Raw genomic sequence first — 23,577 nt, 5'->3', positions numbered from 1 at the left:
AGGATGGATTCGGTTTCACAATTAGTCTTGGGCGCTGCCGTCGGTATCGCGGTGATGGGCAAGCGGACGCCGGTGTGGAAATCCGCGCTGGCGGGCGCGGTCTGCGGAACGTTGCCGGATCTGGATGTCTTTTACGATCACGGCGACGCCATCAGCAATATGACGCAGCACCGCACGCAGACGCATGCGTTGTTGTATCTCACGCTGATTTCGCCGCTGCTCGCCTGGATGATGGCGAAAATTTTCAGCGCCGGGCAATATTTCAGACGCTGGTGCGGCACGGTCTGGCTGGCGCTGATCACGCATCCGCTGCTCGATTTAATGACGGTTTACGGCACGCAGCTGGGCATTCCTTTTACGCATTATCCGTTTGCGGTCGGCAGCATTTTCATCGTCGATCCGCTGTATACCCTGCCGCTGATCATCGGCGTCGGGCTGGCGCTGTACCGCGAGCAACAGCGCGGGATCATGTGGAACAACGTGCTGCTGGGCGTGAGCTGTTTGTATCTTATCTGCACGGTCATCGAGCAGCATGAGGTGACGGTGCACGTCAGTGAAGAGTTGCAGCGGCAGAATATCGAAAGCACGCAGGTTCTGGTGACGCCGACGCCGCTCAACTCGCTGGTGTGGCGCGTGGTGGTGATGAATAAAAACAGCTACGGCGAGGGTTTTACATCGCTGCTGCACCCGGATTCCCCGATCCGTTTCCGCTTTTATCCGCGCGGAGAAGCGCTGTACGAAGCGCATAAAGACAACGCATTTCTCGCCCGCGTCGCGTGGTTCAGCCACGGATTTTTCAGTGTGAAAGAGCAGGGCGGACACATTCTGGTCAGCGATTTACGCATGGGTCAGGAACCGGATTATACCTTTGTGTTTGATCTCGGAGAGATGAAAGCCGGAGAACCGCCTGAATTGCCGGTCAAAGTGGCCTCGGCCAGACCGTCAGCGGTGAAGATGTGGCGGCAGTTCAGGTCGGCGCTGGATGTGGAGTAGTAAAGACAAAGGAGCCGGAAAGGCTCCTTTGCTATATTTCTGACTCGGTTAAGCGCGGCTTCTGCTTCTCAGCCAGTAGCCAATGCCCAGCACCACAAACCACAGCGGCGTAACCATCAGTGCCTGGCGGGTGTCATCCTGCAACGTCAGGAGTACCAGCACGAAGGCGAAGAATGCCATGCATACCCAGCACATGATTTTACCGAGCGGCATTTTGTAGATGGACGCTTCGTGCAGTTGCGGACGTTTACGACGGTAGACCAGATACGAACAGAGGATGATGGTCCAGACGAACATAAACAGAATCGCAGAGACGGTGGTGACCAGCGTGAAGACCGTCATCACGTTCGGGATCAGGTAAATCAGCACCACACCGCCGAGCAGGCAGATACAGGAGAAGGTCAGCCCGTTAGACGGTACGGCGCGGGAGGAGAGTTTGCCGAACGCTTTCGGCGCGTTGCCTTCCTGAGCCAGACCAAACAGCATACGGCTGGTGGAGAACACGCCGCTGTTGGCGGAAGAGGCGGCAGACGTCAGCACGACAAAGTTGATGATGCTCGCCGCAGCGGGCAGACCGGCCAGAACAAACAGCTCAACAAACGGGCTTTTATCCGCGACAACGTGGCTCCACGGCGTGACCGACATAATCATGATCAGCGAGAAAACGTAGAACATGATGATGCGCAGCGGTATTGCGTTGATGGCGCGTGGCAGCGATTTCTGCGGATCTTTAGTCTCGGCAGCGGTTGTGCCCACCAGTTCAATCCCGACAAAGGCGAAGACCGCAATCTGGAAACCGGCGAAGAATCCGCTGACGCCTTTCGGGAAGAATCCGCCATCGTTCCACAGGTTACTGAAAGAAGCGACGGTGCCGGTTGGCGTCTGGAAATGCGTCAGAACCATCACCAGCCCGGCAATGATCAGCCCGACAATGGCGACGATTTTGATCATCGCAAACCAGAATTCCATCTCACCAAACATTTTGACGGTGGCCAGGTTCAGGCTGAGGAGAACCAGAACGCAGAGCAAGGAGGCGATCCATTGCGAGAGGCCGGGGAACCAGAACTGCGCGTAGGCGGTGATGGCGACGACGTCGGCGATGCCGGTGACGACCCAGCAGAACCAGTAGGTCCAGCCGGTGAAATATCCGGCCCATGGACCGAGAAGGTCGGCGGCGAAGTCACTGAAAGATTTGTATTCAAGATTGGAAAGCAGTAATTCGCCCATCGCGCGCATCACGAAAAACAGCATAAAGCCGATGATCATATACACGAAGATGATGGAAGGACCGGCGAGGCTGATGGTTTTTCCGGAGCCCATAAACAGGCCGGTACCGATGGCACCGCCGATAGCGATAAGCTGAATATGGCGGTTAGAGAGGTTTCGCCGCAGACCTTCTGCGTTCTCTTCCTCTGACTGTGCGAGGATTTTTGACTCTTCTTGCATGTTGTATTGATTCCTGTTTTTGCTTTCTGCGTATGAACTCCGCCATATCGCATTTATTTATGTCAGTAAACTGAGCTCTCAAAGGCTCTTTTGTCCCCCATCTGGAACGACAGCCGGGATGACCGGTGTAATAGTAATGTTAACTGCGCATTTATTATAACTGGCATGAAAAATGCCGCTGAAAAAAATGTATCGTATTTTTTACATTGCGGATAACTGAGTGTTAATTAATCAAATGTCAGTGACAGCGACGGGAATAATACCGTTTTTCACTGTGATGGGCTTCACAAATAATCCTGAAAAAGACTGAAAAAAAACAGGGATAAGCGTTTGACATCATCCGTTGAGAGGAGAATAATCCGTCCCGTTGGGTCGTTAGCTCAGTCGGTAGAGCAGTTGACTCTTAATCAATTGGTCGGCGGTTCGAACCCGCCACGACCCACCAACATCTTAGTAATCAGTCTGTTGTATTTTCCCCTTCGCAATTTTGTCTCTCGTTTTCCTTCTGCTCTGTCTTCCTCATTCGTCTGTATAATTATTCCGTTCTGATTCCGGGAATAAAAAGTCATGTCTTGTCTTTAGTTTATTCAGTGAGTTCGAATTAGTTTTAATGTGGTTGAATTTGAATTCCGGGCGGGAAATAGATTTTCAATCGGAGAGGTTTGGATGATTGATTCAGAATATTCAGTTTCCGCCTGGGGGAATTACGGGTTTATTGGGTATCAGGGCCTTTTGCGGGCACTTTTGTTTTATCTTCTGAGCCGTGCTTCTGTCTTGTCGTGCCTGTAAATCTCTCCTAAAAAGAGTCGGACAAATGCGCGCACGCTGCTATTATTCGGGCATAAACTCAGGGAGATAACGATGAAAAAAACACTGGTGGCTTTGGCTGCTTTACTTTTAGCCGGGTGCGCAGCTAATCCTTACGAGCCGACACTTCAGGTCAAGTCGTCGTTCGCCAATGCCAGCACCACGCCGCCGGCGGGGCAGACGCACGTCAGATTGCACCGCATCGAACAGTGGTCGGTGATACCTTTTGAAAAGACCTGTCCGCTGATCGTGATCCTGGATGGTAAGACCATCGCCTCGCTGCACTTTAATCAGTATGTCGATTTAAATGTGCCAAACGGTATCCGCACTTTCGAGGTTCGTCTTGCCTGCGCGCTGACCAAAACCACCGGTTCGATTACCGTGGATGCGAACGGTAAACCGGTCAGTCTGGAAACGGATCGCAGTTTCTTCGGAACCTACAACATCCGGCCTAAAACGGGCGAATGACAGAAATGAAAAACCCGCGTCGAAGCGGGTTTTTTTATGGCTGTTTTTACACAAACTCTGTGCGGATAAGGATCAGGTGTACGGTTTAGACCATTCCAGTATCTGATCGTGATGCAGCGGACGGGAAAAGTAGAAGCCCTGCACGGAATCACAACGCAGTTCTTCCAGACACAGCAGGGTGTCGTTGTCCTCAACCCCTTCAGCAACGACCTGATAGCTCAGTGCGTGCGCCATTTCAATCATCGATTTAACGATCACTTTGCTTTTGCTGTCATTGCTGATGCCCTGAATCAGGGACTGATCCAGCTTCAGCGTATCCGCCGGAATTTTTTGCAGATAATTCAGGTTGCTGTAGCCGGAGCCAAAATCGTCCAGCGCAATGCTGATACCCATTCTTCTCAGCGCATCCAGCGACGCGACGGCGTGCGGGTTATTCGCCAGGGTCTGGGTTTCCAGACACTCAATTTCCAGCATCGACGGGGAAACCTGATGCAGGATCAGTGCGGTATGAATACGCTGAACCAAATCCTGTTCCACCAGATTATTGGCCGTCAGGTTGATGGAAACCTGAATCTGCGCGCCGCGTTTTTGCCATTCAGCAATCTGCATCACGGCCTGGGTGATCACCCAGTTGGTCAGCGGCGTAATCAGCGGCGTTTTTTCTGCCAGAGGAATAAATTCTGACGGGGAAATGATCCCCAGCGTCGGGTGTTGCCAGCGGATCAGCGCTTCCACACCCTGGAATTTTTTGTCGGCCAGACGAATTTTCGGCTGATAAACCAGATGAAAATCTTCACAGGACGCGACGGTCGCCATCAGGTCATTCAGCAAATTGAATGCACGCAGCTGAATAACGTCCGATTCCCGCTGATACGGCATCACCAGCTGGTTGTTGCTGATGGCGTCATGCAGTGACGACATCCCCTGACGCAGGGTGGTTTCCGCGCAGGATGACGTTGACGAAAAGACGGTATAGCCCGCGTGCAGCCGGACGTTGATCGGAATATCGCTGGTAATGCTGCGCTGGATTTTCGTGGCGGCAATTTCCAGCTGATTGAAAATTTCCTGCTGTTCATCGAGCCGTTTGATCAGCGCAAAGCGCCCGAGCATCAGGCTGTAAACTTTGTCATTTTCATTGAGTTCGCTGCGCAGAAACGCCCCGACGTCTTTCAGAATGTTTTCGACTTTCGGAATACCAATTGAGCGCCCGATGTCGTAGGCATAAAGCGTGTCGAGCGTATCAATCAGGATCAGCAGATAAGACGTGTTATCCGGCGTTTTGATGAGCTGCGAGATGTCTTCCATCAGCCGCTGGCGGTTTGGCAGGCGCGTAACGATATCCGTAAAGCTCATTGAGCTGCGTGACTCGATAATATCAATGACGATAGCGGCGAGATCTGAGAGCATTTCCACTTCCTGTACGGAAAAATCTCTCGGCTGTTTGTCTGCCAGACACAGGCTGCCGATCGCAAAACCATCACGCGTAATAAGCGGGGCACCGGCATAGAAGCGCATTCCTTCGTCTGCTGTGACCAGCGGATTCTCATTAAAACGCTGATCCCGTGTCGCATCGTTCACGACCATAACCGACGAAGACCGGATGGTGTAGTCGCAAAAAGCAATATCACGTGCAGTGTACTGTGTCGCCGTAGGGGTTTTGGATTTAAACCACTGACGATGTTGGTCAACCAGAGTAATGATGCAAATAGGAATATCGAAAATTTGCTGCGTCAGCCGGGTAATCAGATCAAGTACTTCATCCGGATTACTGTCCGCAATCTTGAGTTTTTGCAGCGCCGCAAGCCGTTTCTTTTCGTTTGGATTCAGAACCCTTTTCATTCTGTACGACCTCGGATCGCCGATCTGGACGCGTTTAGTTATGCACTATAGCGTGACTCTGATTCATTTATCATTTTCTTTTTGTCCGTTTTGCGAGGGTTGCTGTCAGTTAGCAAGGCGCAGAAAGATATCGTTTGCGTACCATGGAATTCATCAAGCAATGCAGCTCACTTTATTCCTCTGGAGAACCGTATGTTAAACGACCCGTCACAAAAATATCGTCCATTCCCCCCGGTGAATTTGCCGGATCGCCAGTGGCCGGGGAATACACTCGATAAAGCGCCGCAATGGTGTTCAAGTGATCTGCGTGACGGAAATCAGGCGCTGGCGGAACCCATGGATAATGCCCGTAAGCGTCAGTTTTTTGACCTGCTGGTGCGCTGTGGTTTTAAGCAAATTGAAGTGGCGTTTCCTTCAGCGTCGCAAACCGATTTTGATTTTGTACGCGGGTTGATTGAAGACAAACTGATCCCCGACGATGTGGTGATTCAGGTGCTGACGCCGTCGCGTCCGGATCTGATTGCCCGTACTTTTGAAGCGCTTAAAGATGTGCCGCGCGCCATCGTGCATTTATATAACGCCACCGCGCCGGTTTTTCGCGAAGTGGTCTTCAATCAGGATAAGGCCGCCACCCGTGAGCTGGCCGTTCGCGGTGCGCAGCAGATTCGCCAGTTGTGCGAACAATATTCACAAACGCAATGGACGTTCGAATATTCTCCGGAAACGTTTTGTTTTACCGAACTGGAGTTTTCACTTGAAGTGTGCGAAGCGGTGGCGAATGTCTGGGAACCCGGCGTTGCGCGCCCGATGATTATCAACTTACCGGCGACCGTTGAAGTCAGCACCCCAAATATTTACGCCGATCAGATTGAATGGTTTTGCCGTCATTTCAGCCGCCGTTCGCAGGTTTCCGTCAGCGTGCATCCGCATAATGACCGTGGAACCGGCGTGGCGTGTGCCGAGCTGGGGATGCTGGCGGGAGCCGATCGCGTCGAAGGTTGTCTGTTCGGAAACGGCGAACGTACCGGGAATGTGGATATCGTGACGCTGGCGCTGAATCTCTATACGCAGGGCGTAAACCCGGCGCTGGATTTCAGTAATTTGCAGGCAATTGTTGAAGCCGTCGAGGAATGTAATCAGCTGCCGGTACATCCGCGCCATCCTTATGCCGGTGAACTGGTGTTTACCGCGTTCTCAGGTTCGCATCAGGATGCCATCAAGAAAGGTTTTGCAGCGCAGAAAACCGCAGAAAGCGACGTCTGGCGTGTGCCTTATCTGCCGCTTGATCCTGCCGATGTCGGGTGCAGTTACGAGGCGGTGATCCGTGTGAACAGTCAGTCGGGTAAAAGCGGCGCGGCCTGGTTGCTGGAACAGAATCACGGGCTGAAACTGCCGCGCGGTTTGCAGATAGATTTCAGCAAAGCCGTGCAGCGCGAAACCGATACGCATGGCAAGGAAATGAGCACCAGCGATATCTGGCGGCTGTTCCGTGCGCGTTACGGGCTGACGGATGAACCGGTGGTGAAACTGCTGAGCTACGATATCCGCAGCGATGAGCAAAACGTCTGTCATTTTAGTGCGCGCATCCGCTACCGCAACGAGGAACAGCAGATTTCCGGCAGCGGCAACGGGCTGTTGTCCGGCGCGGCCGATGCCTTGCGTCGCAGTTTTGACGTGGAACTGGAAATTGGCGATTACCACGAGCACACGTTAGGGCATCAGAGCCACAGTCGTGCAGTCGCGTATGTGAGCTGTCAGGGGCGTTTCGGTGAAACCTGCTACGGCGTGGGCATCGACAGCGATGTGTCCGGCGCTTCCGTGCAGGCGCTGTTTAATGCGGCAGGCGGGATTCTGTCTGACTAAAATATTCGCTGGGTGAAACGCCAAGGGAACGGCGGAACATTGCGCTGAAAGCACTCGGGCTGTCGTAGCCGAGTGCCAGCGCGACATCAATCACCGAAAGCCCCGCCGCCAGCTGATTAATCGCGTCGAGTAATTTCGCCTGTCTGACCCAGTCACTGAACCGCAATCCGGTTTCGCGCTGAAACCGGCGCGAAAGCGTCCGGCTGCTGATATCCAGGCGCTGAGCCACATCCTCAAGTTCCCAGGACGCGCACAGATCAGCACGGATTTGCTGGCAGAGTACCAGTAACTCCGGCTCTTTAGGCTCCGGCAGATGAAGCGGCAGCGTCGGCAGCAACCGAAGTTCATCGAGCAGCAATTCCATAATCCGTTCATCACGGCCGCCGGGCAAGTAGTCAGGCGGGATCGTCAGAGACGTCAGTATCAGTTCGCGGAGCAGGGGAGAAATCTGGACCACCTGACACTGTGCGGGTAAATCGGCACGGGCGAGGGGATCGACAAATAAGGTGCGGGCTTTTACGCCGCCGATAAAACGCAGACTGTGTTCCACGTTTGCGGGCAGCCAGACGCCGCGACCGGGCGGTACCATCCAGGTGCCGAGCGCGGTGTGAACTTCCACAACGCCAGATAATGTGTGAATCAGTTGAGAACAGCTGTGACTGTGTGCGGCTTCGCTGTCGCCGTGCTGATAATCAATAGCCAGCGGCGCGATGGCCTGATGAGGTGCAAGGAAATTGCGGTGCATTGATCAGTGATGTTTCTGATTCTTGGCGTCTTCGACGGCCTTTTTGGCCTGCTCCGCTGCTTTTTCGATTTCTTCTTCCGTCAGCAGTTCGGCGGCTTCAATCAGCTCAGCCAGCCCGTCGCTGACATGGACTTCGTCTGCCTTGCTTTTGTTTTCTTTATTATTTTCGCTCATAGCGGTTGTCCTGATGATGTGAATACAGGGCATTATTATAGCAGAATTTAAGTGTGGCAGAATTCAGGGCGAAAATCGGGAGGTCGTGCGGGGAAAGCGCGGAACCCGCCGGGCGGCAGGCTCCGAAATGTTCTTACTGGCGGTAAGCGAACTTGATTTGTTGCAGGGAGTTTTTGAAGACTTCAGCCTGTTGTTCGTCTTCCATCTGCGCGACAAAACGTTCCATATTCAGCATGACTTTACCTGCATCAGCCTGACCAATTGCCTTCAAAATCAGGGTCAGAGTGGCTTTCAGGCAGGCCACTTCGGTCGCCAGTGTTTGAACGTTTGCTTCAGTCGTAAAATCGCAATTACTCATTATTTAAATCTCCTCAGACAGGCTGCCGCGCAGCACGCCGAATTCTGTACGGTAAAAAGAACAGGGCAAAAAAGAACCCACCCGGATTGACGGGTGAAAAGTGGCAGCATTTTAGCATAGTTGGCACGTTTTAGTGCAGCGCCGACCTGTTGCCGTAAAAACGGCAGAATAGGATTATTCATACAAAGTATTCGGGCTGTCGTAAAGAATACTAAACATAATAGTAAGCTGAGAACCTTTCATCCGGATGTGCAGACTTATTCATATAAGCCATCAGCAATTCGTGCGATCCAAAATAATAATCGGGTATATCATAGATATATGAAAGGAACGTGTTGGCGGATAAATAGCCAGTCTAAGAAAATGCCTGTTTTAAGCCTGAAAGTTCCGGTGTTATTATTTTTGTTCTGTTGAAAAGATCGGACCTCTTACCCGCCTTTTCTGTTGATTACACAGGTTTTTTTAATGAATTATTAATACAGGTGATGGCACTTCTCATTTACATTCAGCAAAGTAGTTTTTTTCAGACATTCCTTGGTCAGGGCCGCGTGATAGAGTAAAATACGTGGGCTATAATAATGCTTTTTGTCTTCCTGATTAAAACACTGCCGATGAGCGGTAGTGGGGCGAGTTTGTTAATGCTGGCCTCTAATTGCCACCTCCTCTTCGTTTATAAGCGGTCTGAGAACACTATTAATGTTCAGCGTGCATGATTACGTTAAGACGGGCTTTAAGAACATGACGGTGTGTCGCCCTTATTTTTTGGAGAATTCTCTTTGATTAGCGTTCTTCTTGTTGATGACCATGAACTGGTGCGCGCAGGGATACGACGCATTCTTGAAGATATCAAAGGCATCAAAGTCGTTGGTGAAGTGCAGTGCGGTGAAGACGCCGTCAAATGGTGTCGCGCCAACGATGTTGATATTGTCCTGATGGATATGAATATGCCGGGTATCGGCGGGTTAGAAGCGACGAAGAAAATCATTCGTTTTTCGCCTGACATCAAGATAATCATCCTGACGATTTATACCGAAAATCCGTTACCGGCCAAAGTGATGCAGGCCGGGGCTTCGGGCTATCTGAGTAAAGGGGCAGCGCCACAGGAAGTGGTGAATGCTATCCGCCTGGTTGATTCGGGGCAGCGTTATATTGCGTCTGACATCGCTCAACAAATGGCACTCAGCCAGATTGAACCCCAATCTGAAACACCGTTTGATTCCTTATCGGAGCGTGAGTTACAGATCATGCTTATGATTACCAAAGGGCAAAAGGTGAATGAAATTTCAGAACAGCTGAACTTGAGTCCGAAGACCGTTAACAGTTATCGTTATAGGATGTTTAGTAAACTAAATATCAGCGGCGATGTTGAGTTAACCCATTTGGCCATCCGACATGGCTTGTTCAACGCGGAGACTTTATCAGGCAGTGAGTGATGAGCGTTTCGACCCTAAAGCCTTTCTGAAAACGGTCACCAGCCAGCCGGGCGTCTACAGGATGTATGACGCCAGTGGCACCGTAATCTATGTAGGTAAAGCCAAAGACCTTAAAAAACGTCTTTCCAGCTATTTTCGCGTCCAGATTTCCAGCCGTAAAACGGAAACGCTGGTCAAGAATATCGCACAAATCGATGTCACCGTGACGCATACGGAAACAGAAGCGCTGTTGCTCGAACACAACTACATCAAACTGTATCAGCCGCGCTATAACGTTTTGCTGCGCGATGATAAGTCGTACCCGCTGATCTTCCTCAGCGCGGACAACCATCCGAGAATTACCGTTCACCGTGGCGCGAAGCATGCGAAAGGCGAATATTTCGGGCCTTTCCCCAATTCTTACGCTGTCCGTGAAACGCTGGCGCTGTTGCAAAAACTTTTCCCTATCCGTCAGTGCGAAAACAGCGTTTACAGCAACCGCTCACGCCCGTGTCTGCAATATCAGATTGGCCGCTGTCTGGGGCCGTGCGTCAAAGGGCTGGTCAGCGATCAGGAATACAACGATCAGGTGGATTACGTGCGCCTGTTCCTGTCGGGCAAAGACCAGCAAGTTGTCACACAGCTGGTTAACCGCATGGAAGAAGCCAGCAAAGATTTACGCTTTGAAGATGCCGGACGGATCCGCGATCAGATTCAGGCCGTTCGCCGCGTCACTGAGCGTCAGTTTGTTTCGGGCAACAGCGAAGATCTGGACGTCATCGGCGTCGCCTTTGAATCCGGGATGGCCTGTCTGCACGTGCTGTTTATCCGCCAGGGCAAAGTGCTCGGCAGCCGCAGCTATTACCCGAAAGTGCCGGGCGGAACCGATCTGGGCGAAGTCGTTCAGACGTTTGTCGGGCAATTCTATTTGCAGGGTAGCCAGATGCGCACGCTTCCCGGCGAAATTTTGCTCGATTTCAGCCTGCCAGAAAAAGATCTGCTGGCGGAATCGCTGAGTGAAATGGCTGGACGCAAGGTCCAGATTCAGAGCAAACCTCGCGGTGACCGTGCGCGTTATCTGAAACTGGCGCGCACCAACGCATCCACCGCCCTGACAACGAAGCTTGCGCAGCAATCTACAATCCATCAGCGTCTGGCAGAATTGGCAAAAACACTCCATCTTGCTGAAATTAACCGCATGGAATGCTTCGACATCAGCCATACTATGGGCGAGCAAACGGTCGCTTCGTGCGTGGTTTTCGACGGCAACGGCCCCGTGCGCTCGGAATACCGCCGCTACAACATCACCGGTATTACGCCTGGCGATGATTATGCGGCGATGGCTCAGGTGCTGAACCGCCGTTATAGTAAGGCGCTCGATGAAAAGAAAATTCCCGATGTCATTTTTATCGATGGCGGGAAAGGTCAGCTCGGTATGGCACGCGATGTTTTTGACTCGCTGAATGTTGAGTGGGATAAATCTAAACCGCTGCTGATTGGTATCGCAAAAGGTGCTGACCGCAAAGCCGGGCTGGAAACGCTGTTTTTTGTGCCTGAAGGTGAGGGGATTGCGCTGCCAGCGGATTCTCCGGCATTGCATGTGATTCAACATATTCGCGATGATTCGCACAATCATGCGATCACCGGCCACCGCCAGCGTCGCGCTAAAGTGCGTACGACCAGTGCCCTGGAAGAAATTGAAGGCGTCGGGCCAAAACGGCGTCAGGTTTTACTGAAATACATGGGAGGCATTCAGCCATTACTGAATGCCAGCGTAGAGGAAATTGCACAGGTGCCGGGTATTTCAAACGCATTGGCAGAAAAGATTCATAATGCGTTGAAACACTAAAGGCAATGTAGCAACATACTCATAATATCCACACCGGACAAACAGTTACCTTCGCTATGCAATTGAATATACCTACGTGCCTTACCCTGTTCCGCGTTGTCCTGATACCGTTCTTTGTGCTGGCCTTCTATCTGCCTTATCCATGGGCACCCATGGTTTGCGCATTGATTTTCGTTTTTGCTGCAGTGACTGACTGGTTTGATGGTTATCTTGCCCGTCGCCTGAAGCAAACAACGCGCTTTGGTGCATTTCTGGATCCGGTCGCAGACAAAGTTTTGGTGGCCATTGCGCTGGTGCTGGTCGCTGAATATTTCCATTCATGGTGGATTACGTTGCCTGCGGCGACGATGATTGCCCGCGAAATTATCATTTCTGCGTTGCGTGAGTGGATGGCGGAAATCGGAAAACGAAGCAGTGTTGCGGTGTCCTGGATTGGTAAAGTGAAGACAACGGCGCAAATGCTGTCCCTGGTCGCATTATTATGGCGTCCTGATAACATTGTGGTGGGTGTCGGTGTGGTGGCGCTTTACATTGCGGCGGTGCTGACTTTCTGGTCAATGTTCCAGTATTTGAACGCTGCGCGTCACGATTTGCTGGAACCCTGATCAAACTGACGTAAAAAACGTCAAACGATCGCATGAACCTGATAATTTTATTGACTCAATCCGTCAGGTCAGTAGAATGCAACGCATCGGAAGGCAGCCAGTTATGCGCCAGAAGATAGTTAAAAAAATCAGTACGTTCTGATTAAAGCGGGAATAGCTCAGTTGGTAGAGCACGACCTTGCCAAGGTCGGGGTCGCGAGTTCGAGTCTCGTTTCCCGCTCCAAATTTTATTAAACTGGTTCGCGAATTGGTTTAAGTGCAAGACAAGTAGTAAGATTTAAGGCGCGTTAACAAAGCGGTTATGTAGCGGATTGCAAATCCGCCTAGTCCGGTTCGACTCCGGAACGCGCCTCCAATTTTCCCGGAGCCCGGGTGGTGGAATCGGTAGACACAAGGGATTTAAAATCCCTCGGCCTTAGGCTGTACGAGTTCAAGTCTCGTCCCGGGTACCATGGGAAATTAGCTGAATAATCAAAAGCAATAAAGTAGTAATGTCGTTATAGCCACCTTCGGGTGGTTTTTTTATGTCTGAAATTCAGCAAGCCACAAGAATTCGCAATGATGATTTTTCATGTGGCGTGCAGGGGAGTAAGTGCAGAGAAGGGAAATAAAACAGCCCCGAGGGGCGTTTTTAGGGTTAAAATTCACCCGGTGATTCAGTGTTGCTCAGTGCCCTGATAGATAAAGGCAGATGGTAGTTAGGCTGACTGGTGAAGAACGCCTGCAGGGCAACGCGTTTCTTCCTGTCTATAGAAATTTCTTCCATAGTTTTTCGGAAGATACTGTAACGGCCACATGAAGTGCAGGTCACAGTGACAATTTTCGCCGACATATTTACCGACGTCTTATTCGTGCTTTGGCACAACGGACACTCGTCTTGAGCGCTTACAACAGGGGAACTCATAAAACCTCCGGTTTTACTTAGAGCGGCCAGTAGTCTAGCACAAAAAGGCGGCAGTTACTTAACGATAATTTAATTATCAGTGGATTTCAGCGCCAACTACGTGTAGAGAGCGCACAAGCTGCTGATGGGCGGTGAAAAGTTTCCTATCGATGGCCGCCATATTCCTTCCTCCTTCCTTCCCACCAACGCATTAAGGGTTCGCTCTACCAGTGCTGTTTCTGGCGGGTATCTGACGAAACGGCAATTGCAGTAAGCTCAGGCTCCTGGCGGGTTTGCGGTGGTTGTGCGGCAAAGGTATAGTGAGCGGCTGCGAACGGGAAAGGCGTGAGATAACACCATGGAAAATAAGCGTGAAGACAGGATCCAGCGGCTGCTGCTGGCATTAAAAAAGACCGACAAAATTCATCTGAAAGAAGCGTCTTTACTGCTTAATGTTTCCGAAATGACGATTCGCCGTGACCTTAACGCGGAACCTGCGCCGGTAATTTTACTGGGCGGCTACATTGTAAAGGATCCGAAGAATAATCCGGCGACGCATTACTTTGTCAGCGAGCAGAAAATGCGTCAGGTTGCGGAGAAAAAGCAGCTTGCCTCACGCGCTGCGGGGCTGATTCAGACGAATGACACGGTGTTTTTTGATTGCGGCACAACCATGCCTTATGTTATTGAAAGCATTCCTGAAACTCTCACCTTTACGGCCATCTGCTATTCGCTTAATACCTTTCTGGCATTGCAGGAAAAGCCTCACTGTGACGTGATTTTGTGTGGTGGCGCGTTCAAATCCAGCAACAGTATTTTCACGCCCTTAGGGCGCAGCAGCGAACTGGATTATATCCGCCCGGCCAAAGCCTTTATTTCGGCGGCCGGCGTCAGTATCGAGCACGGCGTGACCTGTTACAATTTTGATGAATTGCTGATGAAGCATCAGGCGATGGAGCGTTCTGCGCAAAGCATTCTGGTGGCAGACAGCACGAAGTTTGATCAGGTGCGACCGGCGGCAATCGCACCTCTTGCCCGATTCAATGTACTGGTCAGCAACGCTGAGCCACCGCGGGCTTATCTCGATTTTTGCAACCAGTCTGACATTCCGCTTCTGGTCTGAGACTTTTAGCGGATAGCGGGAATTTTCTCCACAGACTGATAAAGTACAACTTCCCAGATGCCACTTTTCGAACCATCGCTGAGGTAGTGCTCGAAACAGGCTTTTCCGTCCGGCCGGTAGTGCGTGCTGGTCAGCAATTGTGCATAAAAATCGCGCCAGGCTTTCTCAAAATTACCGTCGGCAATGGTGGTGTGATAGGCCGCATAAGTGCCTCCCGGTAACGTTTGCAGCGACAGGCCTTCTGCTTCATCCAGAATAAAATTATCGGCGACGCAGACGGAGGGATCGGCCCGCAAAGCCTCTCCAGGCGTGGTATCTGGGTTATCATGAAACCAGGTCAGCCATTCAGTATGCGGCTGATGATGGCGCGCAACCCATTTGGTCAGTTGCTGAAAGCCGCTGTGGATTGACTCCTGATAAGGACCGACAACCCGGTAGCTCACCAGCTTTTTGGCCGGTCTTTCTACGATTGATAATGCCACGATGATCTCCTTTTATCTGACACAAATTGGATGGTTTCCATGTGGGTAAAACGTCAATGCCAAAATTATCTATAACAGTTTACCGTTTTAGGAACGGTAACTGCTCTACGCGCTATAACAGTTGTCGTGATAAAATTATGTAATCAGATTGCATTATAGTCGTCACGCAGTGAGGTTATGAGATGGACGTAATCAAAAATGTATTAAACAGTGAAATAGATCGAATCAACCGTCAGGAAGGGCGCGACGGAAAGGCACGCATCAACGGGGAGTTCTTCGTGAACCATCCGTGGCTGTGCCTGGCGATGCTGGTCGGCTATATCGCCGTCGGCGCGGTGATGTATGTTTCACCGTACATGGGCATCGGTTGGTTTATCGGCTTCACCGCATTTTTACTGTTTATGTCGGCGATGCTGCTGCTTGAAATCAAACCCGTTTACCGCTACGAAGATATTGGCGTGTTAGATCTTCGTGTTTGCTATAACGGCGAATGGTATTTCAGCCGCGAATTATCCGGTGAGGCGGTTAAGGAAATCCTGAGTGCCGGCAGCGTGAGTTTGTGGGTCAAAAATCGCATTGAATCGATCGTACGTAATAAAGGGTCCATCGACTTTTATGATGTGTATGATCTGGCGCGTCTGGAAAGTCAAAAGCAAGATCCCACCCGAACAGCACAGTTAGCTCACTAATCCCGCCGTTAAACATGGCCTCTGCCCATGACGTTACCCTGTATGCTCTGATAAAATAGTGGCTGGGTATCATTTTCGTGAATGAATTGTACCTTCGAAAAATGATACCAGCCGCTACAGGAGCGACAGTGGAACGAATCAAACTTACTATTCATCATCTGCACAAAATCACTTCCGGTGAAAAACAGGATGCACAGGCGACCGCGCGCATTTATGCTGGCGATGAACTGTTGCTGACTGAAACGATGACCGGACAGGCGACACATTTTGATCGCTTCATCAAAGCCGAAAACGACAATGGCAAACCTTTACGCGTGGAGTGGGACAGTGACGGCAGCGTTGCAATGTCGGTTTCCCGCGCCCAAATGTGCCCTTGCTGCGGTGGCGATGCGCTGCATCATTGAATAATCCGGTTCTGACCGCATGTTAAGTAAAAGCCGAACAGGGGTAAATGATGAAATTTATCAGCAACGAATTTGAATACCGCCAGTGGATCATGGATGAAATATTCCAGGCCAGCGCGGTAGGCGAAACCTCTGAGTTTGCCGATCAGGAAGTGGAAGATTTTATATTTGACGCGCGCCCGGTGGCTTATCCCTGCGTCGCGGTGATGATTCAGACGCCGGGAGAACCGGGTGTGTGCGAACCCCGCTTTTTCTATAAAGAACAAGTGTTTGAGTGGGCACATAAAATGGGCTTTGGCTTCGACAGTTGATGTTAGCAGGCGATTGTTGCCGCTGCAGGGCACAAAAAAACCGGCACCGGGCAGGGACTGTCGTTTATACTGAATTCGATTTTGAACAATTAAGGTGATGAGAATGAGCGACGATATTTTTGATTTTGACATTGATGCTGCACTTGAAACAGCTGAAGTAAAAGCGGCTGAAAAAGCAGCAGAAGTGCCTGAAGCCGTTCAGGACGAAAGTGACTGCGAAGGTTGCAAAATCTGATTTTGCCCAACAAAGCAGCAAACAGGAAACCGCTTCGGCGGTTTTTTTGTATCTGTCATTTATTCTTGTTCCTACATTTTCGGCTGAATCTCCTTTGCTGACATAGTGTTGCACCCCGGTCTCCCAAAATTGCCTCTGACGCAACTGTAAGGATAGCGTCAGGACGTTTTTTTTGGGATAAATTCCTATAGAACAGGAAGATAGCTGGCGGTACTTTGTCATCACCTGATAAGCAGGTCGTGAGGTTCACAATGAAAAAACTGATTTTTGTTCTCGCCGTTTTGCTCACTTTGCCAGCCATCGCACAGGCAGACGTCGAGGTTGGGCTTAATATGCCGGGGCTGTCACTGCATATCGGTGACCGCGATAATCGTGGATATTATTGGGACGGTGGTGACTGGCGTCCGCCAGGCTGGTGGGACGATCATTATCGTGATGAAGGTCGCGGGCATTGGGTGTATTACGAACCGGCGCCGCCACCGCCGCCACGCTACTGGCATCATGAGCACTGGCACGAAGGCCCACCTCCTGGCTACTGGCACGATGGTCCTCCGGGACACTGGCGTGAAGGCCCGCCTCCTGGCCGCTGGTAATCACGTTTTACAGAACAGCTAAGAAAGCGAACACGAAAGTACAGTAACGACAGTTTGTGGGAACAGGGTTGGCAGTGGTGATGCGAGGCATCCCCAATGTCAGTTCTGTTCCTTTTCGTTTTTAATCGTTTTAAAACCTCTTCTGCTGATAATTTCCTGCAAAATTAATCGCATACTGAATATTTAAAATATAAACCATTCATGGGGATTATATTAAAAGCCGATTATTGTGAGGAATGACAATAAACACTTCTTCGATAAACTTTTAAGAGAAAGTGCTGCTTGCTAAGTGTGATTGTTGTGTTAATTTCTTGTTATATGAAATCAGCAATGGAAGGCCTGAACGCAATGCGTGCCTGATATCATATTGACGTGTTAAGGATTTTTTACTCAGGTGCGCTATTTGTCATTTACTGAGATTACCGCTATGCGCCTGATTAAAAACGATTTTGAGTTCCGTCTCTGGATGTTGGATGCCTATTTTTATCAGGACAAGATAGAAGGCGATACGTTGCTGACCGACGAAGAAATGGATGAGTTTTTATTTGAATGTCGTCCGCAGGAATATCCGTGTTTAGGTACGGTCACCCCTTCAAGGGAATGCTCCCTGGAATTTGATATTGCCTTTTTCTATCGTGAGCACATCACGGAATGGGCAAAGTCGATGGGGTTAATGAATACGAAATAGTCCTGTTTCCCGAATTTTAAAAGCGCCATTTGGCGCTTTTTGCATTTTTACTTGCAGGGATTGCAGAAGAATCAGTTCCCCCGCACTTCTACCATCACCGGGCAGGGTGACCGCGCGATAACTTCTGCGCTGACAGAACCTTTCATGATGCGGCCAAAAGCCGAAAGTTGCCGGTGCCCCATCACGATGACCGACGCCTGTCTTTTCACCGCTTCCGCTACCAGCGCTTCTCCGGCGTTACCGACTATGATATTGCCTTTGGCCTGAATCCCCGCTTGCGCCAGCGTTTTCAGGGCCTGGCCGACCACGGCGCGGGCGGTATTTTGCTCTTCTTCGGCAGGCGGATAATCGGTGACTTCGCCGGGTGTATCGCCGTTTTCTTCCAGTGCGTAAGACTCATCGATACAACAGGTGACATACACCGTTGAATTGTGGCCGCGGGCGAGCTGGCGGCTTAAATCTACGACGAATTTCGTTTGTCTGGAGCCATCTACGGCTAACAAAATGACGTCAAACATTGATATTCCTTCTACAGCCTGATTTCTAAGGTTCGTTGTTACTTGCCAATTTCGCTGGTCAGCGCATCTTTGCACTCAAGCAAAGCGGTGCGGATCACGTCCTGTTTGGCGTCAAGGCGCGGAGTCGGAACCAGAACGGAAACCGAATAGCGGCCCAAAATCGTGTCGATGGCAACCGCGACAGTGGAGACACCTTCCACGGTTTCGCTTGTTTCAATCGAGTACCCGTCGCGGCGAACGTCGGCAATGATGTCGAGCAATGCGCCGAGCGTGCTGACGGTATTTTTCGTCGCCGGTTCCAGAACTTCTCCAACAATAAGACGAACTTCCTCATCTGTTTTAAGCGCCAGCAGGGCACGACCTGAAGACGTGCTGTAAATCGGCAAATTCAGGCCAACGCGGGGAACAATACGTAACTCTTTTTCCGCCACAATACAGTGAATATTGGCAATCTGACGGCCACTGGCGCGGCCAATGGCCACGGTTTCCCCGGTGATTTCGTTCAGATGGCGAAGGAAAGGGGTGGCGATGGCGATCATGTCGGTGTGTACGGTAGAGGCGAGTTTCAGCAGCGTCGGCCCGAGCCGAACACCGCCGTTGCCTTCCGAACGGACCAGACCTTCTTCTGCCAGCGCGGCAACAATACGCTGCACCGTGGAGCGGGGAAGATCGACATCATTCGCGATGGCTCCCAGGCTCATGCCCTGAGGGTGTTTGCCCAGTGCATTAAGCACCGATGCCGCACGCGAGATCACCTGGATCCCACCGCTGCGCTCTTCGTCTGCCGGAATATCCTGCGCCATTCGTTTTCCTTATTCATGATCCGGTGTCATCCGCCAACACCTCGTCTTGCCAATGTAATGGCTGAACCGGTGAAAAACAATTCCTAATCACATTGCAATACACTGTACCGTATTATAGTATTTCGGCGTGTATCACGATGCGATGCAATGCATCGAAATAAAAGTGACGTTACTCACTTTACCGGTGCCTTTCCCGGCGCAGGTGTGACTTCTCCTTCTCGGCGCAACATAAGCGGCGAAGTTAATGAGCAAAATTATGAATCAGCCAATTGCACAGGCACCGGCCGCCAGCAGCGCCGGAACGTCCGGGCCGCCAACGTTTAGCGCGAGGCTGGTCACCGGATTAGCGGGCGTATTGATCGTCGCACTTTGCTCCGGCCTGAACGACCGTGTCACGGATATTGCTTTGGCTGATGTTCGTGGCGCTTTAAGTATCAGTAATGATCCCGGTTCATGGCTGATCGGCTCCTATCAGGCGGCCGAAGTAGCAGCCATGATGATTGCGCCGTGGCTGGCGGTGACGTTTTCGCTGCGCCGCTTCACGCTGTTCGTCACGCTGGGCTTTTTGCTGGTGGCCGCTGTTTTGCCGTACTCGCCAAACCTGCCGGTGTTTATTACGTTGCGTGCGGTTCAGGGGGTATTTGGCGGGGCGATGCCGCCTTTGCTGATGACGGCGGCACTGCGGTTTATGCCGCCGCAGTACAAACTTTACGGGCTGAGTGCGTATGCGCTGACCGCCACATTTGGGCCGAATATTGCCACCTCTATGGCGGCCATCTGGACCGATTATGTTGGCTGGAAATGGGTCTTCTGGCAGGTTATCCCGCCGTGCGTGCTGGGCTATCTGCTGATTGGTTACGGATTACCGCAAGATCCACAGCGTTTCGAGCGTTTGAAACAGATGGATATTGTGGGGATGGTGACGGGATGCAGCGGCATTTCTTTGCTGGTGCTGGTTCTTCAGCAGGGCGAACGGCTGGACTGGTTCCACTCGCCGCTGATTACCGTGATGTTTTTTGCCTCGCTGGCGCTGTTAACCGTTTTTCTGGTTAACGAATGGCATCACCCGTTGCCGCTGTTCAAATTGCAGATGCTGAAACGTCATAACCTGGCGCACGGATTAATCACGCTGTTTGCGCTGATGTTCCTGTTTTTATCCGGTTCGGCGTTGCCCGCGAACTTCATGCAGCAGGTCGGTGGATTTCGTGCGGTGCAGGTCGGGCCGCTGGCACTGACGATCGGTTTGCCGCAGCTGCTTCTTGCTCCGCTGGTGGCGTTTTTCCTGACGTTCCGCTGGGTCGACAGCCGCTGGGTTCTGGCCTGCGGGCTGGGGCTGGTGGGGCTTTCCTGTTACTGGGGAACGCATATCACCAGCGTCTGGGCGCGCGACAACTTTTATGTGATTCAGATTATGCAGGCGTTCGGACAGCCGATGGCGGTGCTGCCCATTTTGCTCGGCGCAACCAGCGTCGTTCAGCCGCAGGAAGGGCCGTTTGCCGCCGCGATGTTTAATACAACGCGCGGAATGGGGAGTATTGCGGGAAGTGCGATTCTGGGCGTAATGGTCAGCGATCGTGAGCAGTTCCATTCTAACGTTTTACTCAATCATATTGGCGGCGTGAACTATCTGCTTTCCCAGCCTTATGGCGGTGGCAGCAGTTTTCTGGCACCGCTGAACAGTGATGGCTCGGCGATTTCAACCGAAATCATTACGCAGTTTTCCAGGCTGGTCAGGAAGCAGGCGCTGATTCTGAGCCTCGCTGATATCTATATGCTGATTATCGGTCTGGCAATGGCGCTGATATTGCTGGCCGCCATCCTGCCCAAACGGTCCTATCCGCCTCAGTCTCTGGTTAAACGCCCCTGAATGAAGCATCACCTGAACGAATGAATTTCACTATAAGAAAGTACGAGAGAAAATCATCATGATAAAAACATCGCCTGTCCGCCTGAGCTGGCTGGTTGCCGCCGTGGTGGTGGTATTACTGATTGTGATTGCCTTCTGGATGTTGTCTTCAGAGCGCGCACCGGAAACCGATGATGCTTTTGTGTCGGCAGACTCCACGCTGGTCGCCCCGCGAATTTCCGGCACGATTGCCGATGTGTATGTTCAGGATAATCAGAACGTAAAAGCGGGGGATGTGCTGGCAAAAATTGACGATCGCGATTACCGCAATGCCGTGCTCACCGCAGAGGCCAGTCTCGAAACGGCGAATGCGCAAATGCTCAGCCTGACCGCGCAACTGGCGAAACAGCAGCAGACTATTTTACAGGCGCAGGCCATGGTGAATGCGGATTCTGCCAGTATTGCGTATGCCCGCCAGAGTGCTGACCGCTACAAACGTTTACTGCAAAATGGCTCAGGTACCGCCGATGCGCGCGATGAATCTGACGCTAATTTGCGCTCAAAGCTGGCTTCTCAGCAAAGCGACATGGCTGCTGCGCAGGCAGCAGAAAAGCAGGTTGACGTACTGAAAGCCGAACAGGCGCAGGCCAAAGCAGCGATTGATTCTGCGGCGACCGCGCTGGCGCAGGCGAAACTGAATCTTACCTATACAGAAATCACGGCACCGGTTGACGGCGTGGTCGGGCAACGTTCTTTGCGCATTGGCGGTTATGTCAGCGCAGGAACGCGCGTGCTGGCCGTTGTGCCGCTTCATGATGCCTATATTGTGGCGAATTATCTGGAAACGCAGCTGGGCGATGTTCAGCAGAATCAGCCTGTTGATATCAAAATCGATGCACTGCCGGGCGTGACGCTGAAAGGGAAAGTAGACAGTATTTCTCCGGCGACGGGCGTCACTTTTTCGCCGATTTCACCGGATAATGCGACCGGTAACTACACCAAAGTGGTGCAGCGTCTGGCGGTGAAGATTGTGCTGGATAAAGATCAGGCCGACGCGAAGCGGCTAAAAGTCGGGATGTCCGTAATCCCGACAATAGATACCGCATCACGCTGAGTTTCACTCTTCAAAATCCAGACACCAGAAAGCAAAAGGGCCATGCTTAACCGCACGGCCCTTTTTGTTTTCGCTGCGCACGTAGCGTCAGGACGCCTGATTTTGCGGTGGCGTGGTGTCCGACGCATTTTTCTTCGCCGTATGCTGCGGTTTACCCGAGAAGAGGAATCGCAGAATCGGAATGCGTTTGTGCACTTCGTAAAGAATGAACGCGATACCGAAGACAAACACCAGACCCAGCCAGAAGCCCAGCCAGTCGCTGTGGATCTTCGGCGTGATAAATGCCCCGTAAATCAGCGTTAACGGGTGATGAATCAGATAGATAAACAGCGACGAATTCACCAGATAAGTGATCCACGGTGCCTGAAAGTTGAGCAGGTAATGGCTGAATGAAAACACCACGTTAACCATCAGGATCCCCAGCAGGGTGGTGATGATGGCGTCGATTTCCATCGAGTACAGCTGCGGAGTATTCACGTGCTGATTAAACATGTAAGCGGCGAACAGGAAGATGCTTACCACACCCGCTGTGGCTGATGGCTTCAGGAACAGCTCTTTCAACCAGGAGAATTTATAAGCAAACGCGCCGAGGATGAAAAATGGCAGATAAAACAATGTCTGCATAACGATGAAATTAAACGCACCGTTAGAAAGTAAATGAGGTGCAAAAAGATACAGTCCGCGGTTAAACGCCGCGTAAATTAAGCCGATAAATAAAAATACAATTGAGAGTTTTCCTAACGTGTTGGTTCGGCTTTTTATTAATTGAATACGATTAGTCTTAATTTCTTTAATGAATTTGAAAAGGTAAAAACAAATGCTGGTCAGAATAACCAGCGTTAACAGGAACCATAAATGGGACACTAATTCCCAAACGGTAATGTTAATCTTTTGATAGAAATCCATATTTCCCCAGCCGGAAAATTTATCCGTGAATTTCATCAAAAAATAAAGCTGTGGGAGGGTGATCAGCGGAAATGCCGCCACCAGCGGGATAGCGACCCGCTCAAGACGCACCTTGAGCCACTGGTGTGAGTCGTAGCGCTCGTACAGCATATAAGAAAAATACCCGGAGATGACGAAGAAAACCTGCATCCGGAAGGCGTGAATAATATCATTGAAAATTGTCAGGCCGTGCGAAGGCACCGCACTGTTTACCGCCCAGATATGACTGGAGTAAATCAATGATATATGGAAAGGAATACCCAGCAGCATCAAATAGGCGCGGATAGAGTCCAGGAAAAACTCACGTTGCGGTTTTTGTGGTTTCATTACGTATCCGTTGTAAGTGGCTCATCCTAATTTTAGAGCGAAGTTTGTCTTAAGGGT

24 protein-coding genes and 4 tRNA genes are annotated in these 23,577 nt (G+C 51.1%); 19 read left to right on the top strand and 9 right to left on the bottom strand.

Annotated features, from left to right (window positions below):
- Positions 1–3: 3 nt before the first annotated feature.
- Complete coding sequence (locus BV494_RS10060; RefSeq protein WP_104922748.1) at positions 4–993, top strand: metal-dependent hydrolase; 990 nt, start codon at positions 4–6, stop codon at positions 991–993.
- A gap of 48 nt (positions 994–1,041) precedes the next feature.
- On the opposite strand, the gene cycA is transcribed toward BV494_RS10060, so the two are convergent.
- The gene (gene cycA, locus BV494_RS10055; protein WP_104922747.1) at positions 1,042–2,439 is read right to left on the bottom strand and encodes a D-serine/D-alanine/glycine transporter; all 1,398 of its coding nucleotides are present in this window, start codon (positions 2,437–2,439) and stop codon (positions 1,042–1,044) included.
- Positions 2,440–2,808: 369 nt separating this feature from the next.
- Between cycA and BV494_RS10050 the strand changes: the two genes are divergently transcribed.
- Positions 2,809–2,884: transfer RNA gene (locus tag BV494_RS10050), tRNA-Lys, on the top strand.
- Positions 2,885–3,300: 416 nt separating this feature from the next.
- Complete coding sequence (locus tag BV494_RS10045) at positions 3,301–3,714, top strand: hypothetical protein (RefSeq protein WP_104922746.1); 414 nt, start codon at positions 3,301–3,303, stop codon at positions 3,712–3,714.
- A 72-nt stretch (positions 3,715–3,786) separates the two neighbouring features.
- On the opposite strand, the gene BV494_RS10040 is transcribed toward BV494_RS10045, so the two are convergent.
- Positions 3,787–5,553 (bottom strand): sensor domain-containing phosphodiesterase, encoded by a 1,767-nt coding sequence (locus tag BV494_RS10040; RefSeq protein ID WP_104922745.1) that lies wholly within the window; start codon positions 5,551–5,553, stop codon positions 3,787–3,789.
- A 192-nt stretch (positions 5,554–5,745) separates the two neighbouring features.
- Between BV494_RS10040 and leuA the strand changes: the two genes are divergently transcribed.
- Positions 5,746–7,416 (top strand): 2-isopropylmalate synthase, encoded by a 1,671-nt coding sequence (leuA, locus tag BV494_RS10035; protein ID WP_104922744.1) that lies wholly within the window; start codon positions 5,746–5,748, stop codon positions 7,414–7,416.
- Here leuA and BV494_RS10030 read toward each other — a convergent pair.
- From BV494_RS10030 to BV494_RS10025, 3 genes are all read right to left on the bottom strand, one after another.
- On the bottom strand, positions 7,385–8,161 hold the full coding sequence (locus BV494_RS10030; RefSeq protein ID WP_104922743.1) for an AraC family transcriptional regulator: 777 nt from the start codon (positions 8,159–8,161) through the stop codon (positions 7,385–7,387). The genes leuA and BV494_RS10030 overlap by 32 nt on opposite strands.
- 3 nt (positions 8,162–8,164) lie before the next feature.
- A complete protein-coding gene (locus tag BV494_RS25845; RefSeq protein WP_192938111.1) occupies positions 8,165–8,335 on the bottom strand; it encodes a hypothetical protein in 171 nt (56 codons plus the stop codon).
- 133 nt (positions 8,336–8,468) lie between these two features.
- On the bottom strand, positions 8,469–8,693 hold the full coding sequence (locus BV494_RS10025) for a DUF2594 family protein (protein WP_104922742.1): 225 nt from the start codon (positions 8,691–8,693) through the stop codon (positions 8,469–8,471).
- 776 nt (positions 8,694–9,469) lie between these two features.
- Between BV494_RS10025 and uvrY the strand changes: the two genes are divergently transcribed.
- The 7 genes from uvrY to deoR all read left to right on the top strand — a co-directional run bounded on the left by uvrY (position 9,470) and on the right by deoR (position 14,565).
- Positions 9,470–10,126 carry a UvrY/SirA/GacA family response regulator transcription factor gene (gene uvrY / locus BV494_RS10020; protein WP_104922741.1) on the top strand — a complete coding sequence of 219 codons (657 nt, stop codon included), beginning with the start codon at positions 9,470–9,472 and terminating at the stop codon, positions 10,124–10,126.
- Complete coding sequence (gene uvrC, locus BV494_RS10015; protein ID WP_255414953.1) at positions 10,119–11,954, top strand: excinuclease ABC subunit UvrC; 1,836 nt, start codon at positions 10,119–10,121, stop codon at positions 11,952–11,954. Before uvrY ends, uvrC begins: the two co-directional genes overlap by 8 nt.
- Positions 11,955–12,010: 56 nt before the next feature.
- Positions 12,011–12,559 carry a CDP-diacylglycerol--glycerol-3-phosphate 3-phosphatidyltransferase gene (gene pgsA, locus BV494_RS10010; RefSeq protein WP_104922739.1) on the top strand — a complete coding sequence of 183 codons (549 nt, stop codon included), beginning with the start codon at positions 12,011–12,013 and terminating at the stop codon, positions 12,557–12,559.
- A gap of 147 nt (positions 12,560–12,706) precedes the next feature.
- Positions 12,707–12,782: transfer RNA gene (locus tag BV494_RS10005), tRNA-Gly, on the top strand.
- Positions 12,783–12,840: 58 nt separating this feature from the next.
- Positions 12,841–12,914 (top strand) — tRNA-Cys (locus tag BV494_RS10000).
- 11 nt (positions 12,915–12,925) lie between these two features.
- Positions 12,926–13,011 (top strand) — tRNA-Leu (locus BV494_RS09995).
- Between the two features lie 789 nt (positions 13,012–13,800).
- Entirely contained in the window at positions 13,801–14,565 is a 765-nt protein-coding gene (gene deoR, locus BV494_RS09985) for a DNA-binding transcriptional repressor DeoR (protein ID WP_104922737.1), read from the top strand.
- Positions 14,566–14,570: 5 nt separating this feature from the next.
- On the opposite strand, the gene BV494_RS09980 is transcribed toward deoR, so the two are convergent.
- Entirely contained in the window at positions 14,571–15,047 is a 477-nt protein-coding gene (locus tag BV494_RS09980; RefSeq protein WP_104922736.1) for a GyrI-like domain-containing protein, read from the bottom strand.
- A 182-nt stretch (positions 15,048–15,229) separates the two neighbouring features.
- On the opposite strand from BV494_RS09980, the gene BV494_RS09975 reads away from it, so the two are divergent.
- The 6 genes from BV494_RS09975 to BV494_RS09955 all read left to right on the top strand — a co-directional run bounded on the left by BV494_RS09975 (position 15,230) and on the right by BV494_RS09955 (position 17,967).
- Positions 15,230–15,736 carry a YlaC family protein gene (locus tag BV494_RS09975; protein WP_104922735.1) on the top strand — a complete coding sequence of 169 codons (507 nt, stop codon included), beginning with the start codon at positions 15,230–15,232 and terminating at the stop codon, positions 15,734–15,736.
- Between the two features lie 128 nt (positions 15,737–15,864).
- Positions 15,865–16,140, top strand: a complete 276-nt coding sequence (locus BV494_RS09970; RefSeq protein WP_104922734.1) for a hypothetical protein — start codon at positions 15,865–15,867, stop codon at positions 16,138–16,140.
- A 47-nt stretch (positions 16,141–16,187) separates the two neighbouring features.
- Positions 16,188–16,451, top strand: coding sequence for a hypothetical protein (locus tag BV494_RS09965; RefSeq protein WP_226790063.1), 264 nt, complete (start codon positions 16,188–16,190; stop codon positions 16,449–16,451).
- A 103-nt stretch (positions 16,452–16,554) separates the two neighbouring features.
- The gene (locus BV494_RS26280) at positions 16,555–16,686 is read left to right on the top strand and encodes a hypothetical protein (protein ID WP_013576285.1); all 132 of its coding nucleotides are present in this window, start codon (positions 16,555–16,557) and stop codon (positions 16,684–16,686) included.
- 251 nt (positions 16,687–16,937) lie between these two features.
- Complete coding sequence (locus BV494_RS09960) at positions 16,938–17,279, top strand: DUF2502 domain-containing protein (protein ID WP_104922732.1); 342 nt, start codon at positions 16,938–16,940, stop codon at positions 17,277–17,279.
- Positions 17,280–17,682: 403 nt separating this feature from the next.
- Positions 17,683–17,967, top strand: coding sequence for a hypothetical protein (locus BV494_RS09955; RefSeq protein WP_226790062.1), 285 nt, complete (start codon positions 17,683–17,685; stop codon positions 17,965–17,967).
- A gap of 71 nt (positions 17,968–18,038) precedes the next feature.
- On the opposite strand, the gene BV494_RS09950 is transcribed toward BV494_RS09955, so the two are convergent.
- Together BV494_RS09950 and BV494_RS09945 are read right to left on the bottom strand one after the other, a co-directional pair.
- Positions 18,039–18,485, bottom strand: coding sequence for a universal stress protein (locus tag BV494_RS09950; protein WP_104922730.1), 447 nt, complete (start codon positions 18,483–18,485; stop codon positions 18,039–18,041).
- Positions 18,486–18,523: 38 nt separating this feature from the next.
- Complete coding sequence (locus BV494_RS09945; protein ID WP_104922729.1) at positions 18,524–19,288, bottom strand: IclR family transcriptional regulator; 765 nt, start codon at positions 19,286–19,288, stop codon at positions 18,524–18,526.
- Between the two features lie 256 nt (positions 19,289–19,544).
- Between BV494_RS09945 and BV494_RS09940 the strand changes: the two genes are divergently transcribed.
- Together BV494_RS09940 and BV494_RS09935 are read left to right on the top strand one after the other, a co-directional pair.
- Positions 19,545–21,155: an MFS transporter gene (locus BV494_RS09940; protein ID WP_104924766.1), complete on the top strand. Its 1,611-nt coding sequence runs from the start codon at positions 19,545–19,547 to the stop codon at positions 21,153–21,155.
- Positions 21,156–21,213: 58 nt separating this feature from the next.
- Positions 21,214–22,248 (top strand): HlyD family secretion protein, encoded by a 1,035-nt coding sequence (locus BV494_RS09935; RefSeq protein WP_104922728.1) that lies wholly within the window; start codon positions 21,214–21,216, stop codon positions 22,246–22,248.
- Positions 22,249–22,335: 87 nt separating this feature from the next.
- Here the strand turns inward: BV494_RS09935 and mdoC are convergent, their stop codons facing one another.
- Positions 22,336–23,520: a glucans biosynthesis protein MdoC gene (mdoC, locus tag BV494_RS09930; RefSeq protein WP_104922727.1), complete on the bottom strand. Its 1,185-nt coding sequence runs from the start codon at positions 23,518–23,520 to the stop codon at positions 22,336–22,338.
- Positions 23,521–23,577 lie beyond the last annotated feature (57 nt).

The organism is Rahnella sikkimica (assembly GCF_002951615.1).
In the GTDB taxonomy this organism is placed as follows: domain Bacteria; phylum Pseudomonadota; class Gammaproteobacteria; order Enterobacterales; family Enterobacteriaceae; genus Rahnella; species Rahnella sikkimica.
The sequence above is the reverse complement of the archived record's forward strand: the minus strand, read 5'-3'. Positions and strand labels throughout refer to the sequence as shown.

Bases quoted from the DNA above. Each gene is read 5' to 3' on its own strand.
- deoR (WP_104922737.1), top strand. From the start codon at position 13,801: ATGGAAAATAAGCGTGAAGACAGGATCCAGCGGCTGCTGCTGGCATTA.
- mdoC (WP_104922727.1), bottom strand. From the start codon at position 23,520: ATGAAACCACAAAAACCGCAACGTGAGTTTTTCCTGGACTCTATCCGC.
- BV494_RS10045 (WP_104922746.1), top strand. From the start codon at position 3,301: ATGAAAAAAACACTGGTGGCTTTGGCTGCTTTACTTTTAGCCGGGTGC.
- BV494_RS09975 (WP_104922735.1), top strand. From the start codon at position 15,230: ATGGACGTAATCAAAAATGTATTAAACAGTGAAATAGATCGAATCAAC.
- leuA (WP_104922744.1), top strand. From the start codon at position 5,746: ATGTTAAACGACCCGTCACAAAAATATCGTCCATTCCCCCCGGTGAAT.
- BV494_RS10040 (WP_104922745.1), bottom strand. From the start codon at position 5,553: ATGAAAAGGGTTCTGAATCCAAACGAAAAGAAACGGCTTGCGGCGCTG.
- BV494_RS09945 (WP_104922729.1), bottom strand. From the start codon at position 19,288: ATGGCGCAGGATATTCCGGCAGACGAAGAGCGCAGCGGTGGGATCCAG.
- BV494_RS09960 (WP_104922732.1), top strand. From the start codon at position 16,938: ATGAAAAAACTGATTTTTGTTCTCGCCGTTTTGCTCACTTTGCCAGCC.
- BV494_RS10060 (WP_104922748.1), top strand. From the start codon at position 4: ATGGATTCGGTTTCACAATTAGTCTTGGGCGCTGCCGTCGGTATCGCG.
- pgsA (WP_104922739.1), top strand. From the start codon at position 12,011: ATGCAATTGAATATACCTACGTGCCTTACCCTGTTCCGCGTTGTCCTG.
- BV494_RS09935 (WP_104922728.1), top strand. From the start codon at position 21,214: ATGATAAAAACATCGCCTGTCCGCCTGAGCTGGCTGGTTGCCGCCGTG.
- BV494_RS09965 (WP_226790063.1), top strand. From the start codon at position 16,188: ATGATGAAATTTATCAGCAACGAATTTGAATACCGCCAGTGGATCATG.
- BV494_RS09950 (WP_104922730.1), bottom strand. From the start codon at position 18,485: ATGTTTGACGTCATTTTGTTAGCCGTAGATGGCTCCAGACAAACGAAA.
- BV494_RS10025 (WP_104922742.1), bottom strand. From the start codon at position 8,693: ATGAGTAATTGCGATTTTACGACTGAAGCAAACGTTCAAACACTGGCG.
- BV494_RS26280 (WP_013576285.1), top strand. From the start codon at position 16,555: ATGAGCGACGATATTTTTGATTTTGACATTGATGCTGCACTTGAAACA.
- cycA (WP_104922747.1), bottom strand. From the start codon at position 2,439: ATGCAAGAAGAGTCAAAAATCCTCGCACAGTCAGAGGAAGAGAACGCA.
- BV494_RS10030 (WP_104922743.1), bottom strand. From the start codon at position 8,161: ATGCACCGCAATTTCCTTGCACCTCATCAGGCCATCGCGCCGCTGGCT.
- BV494_RS25845 (WP_192938111.1), bottom strand. From the start codon at position 8,335: ATGAGCGAAAATAATAAAGAAAACAAAAGCAAGGCAGACGAAGTCCAT.
- BV494_RS09940 (WP_104924766.1), top strand. From the start codon at position 19,545: ATGAATCAGCCAATTGCACAGGCACCGGCCGCCAGCAGCGCCGGAACG.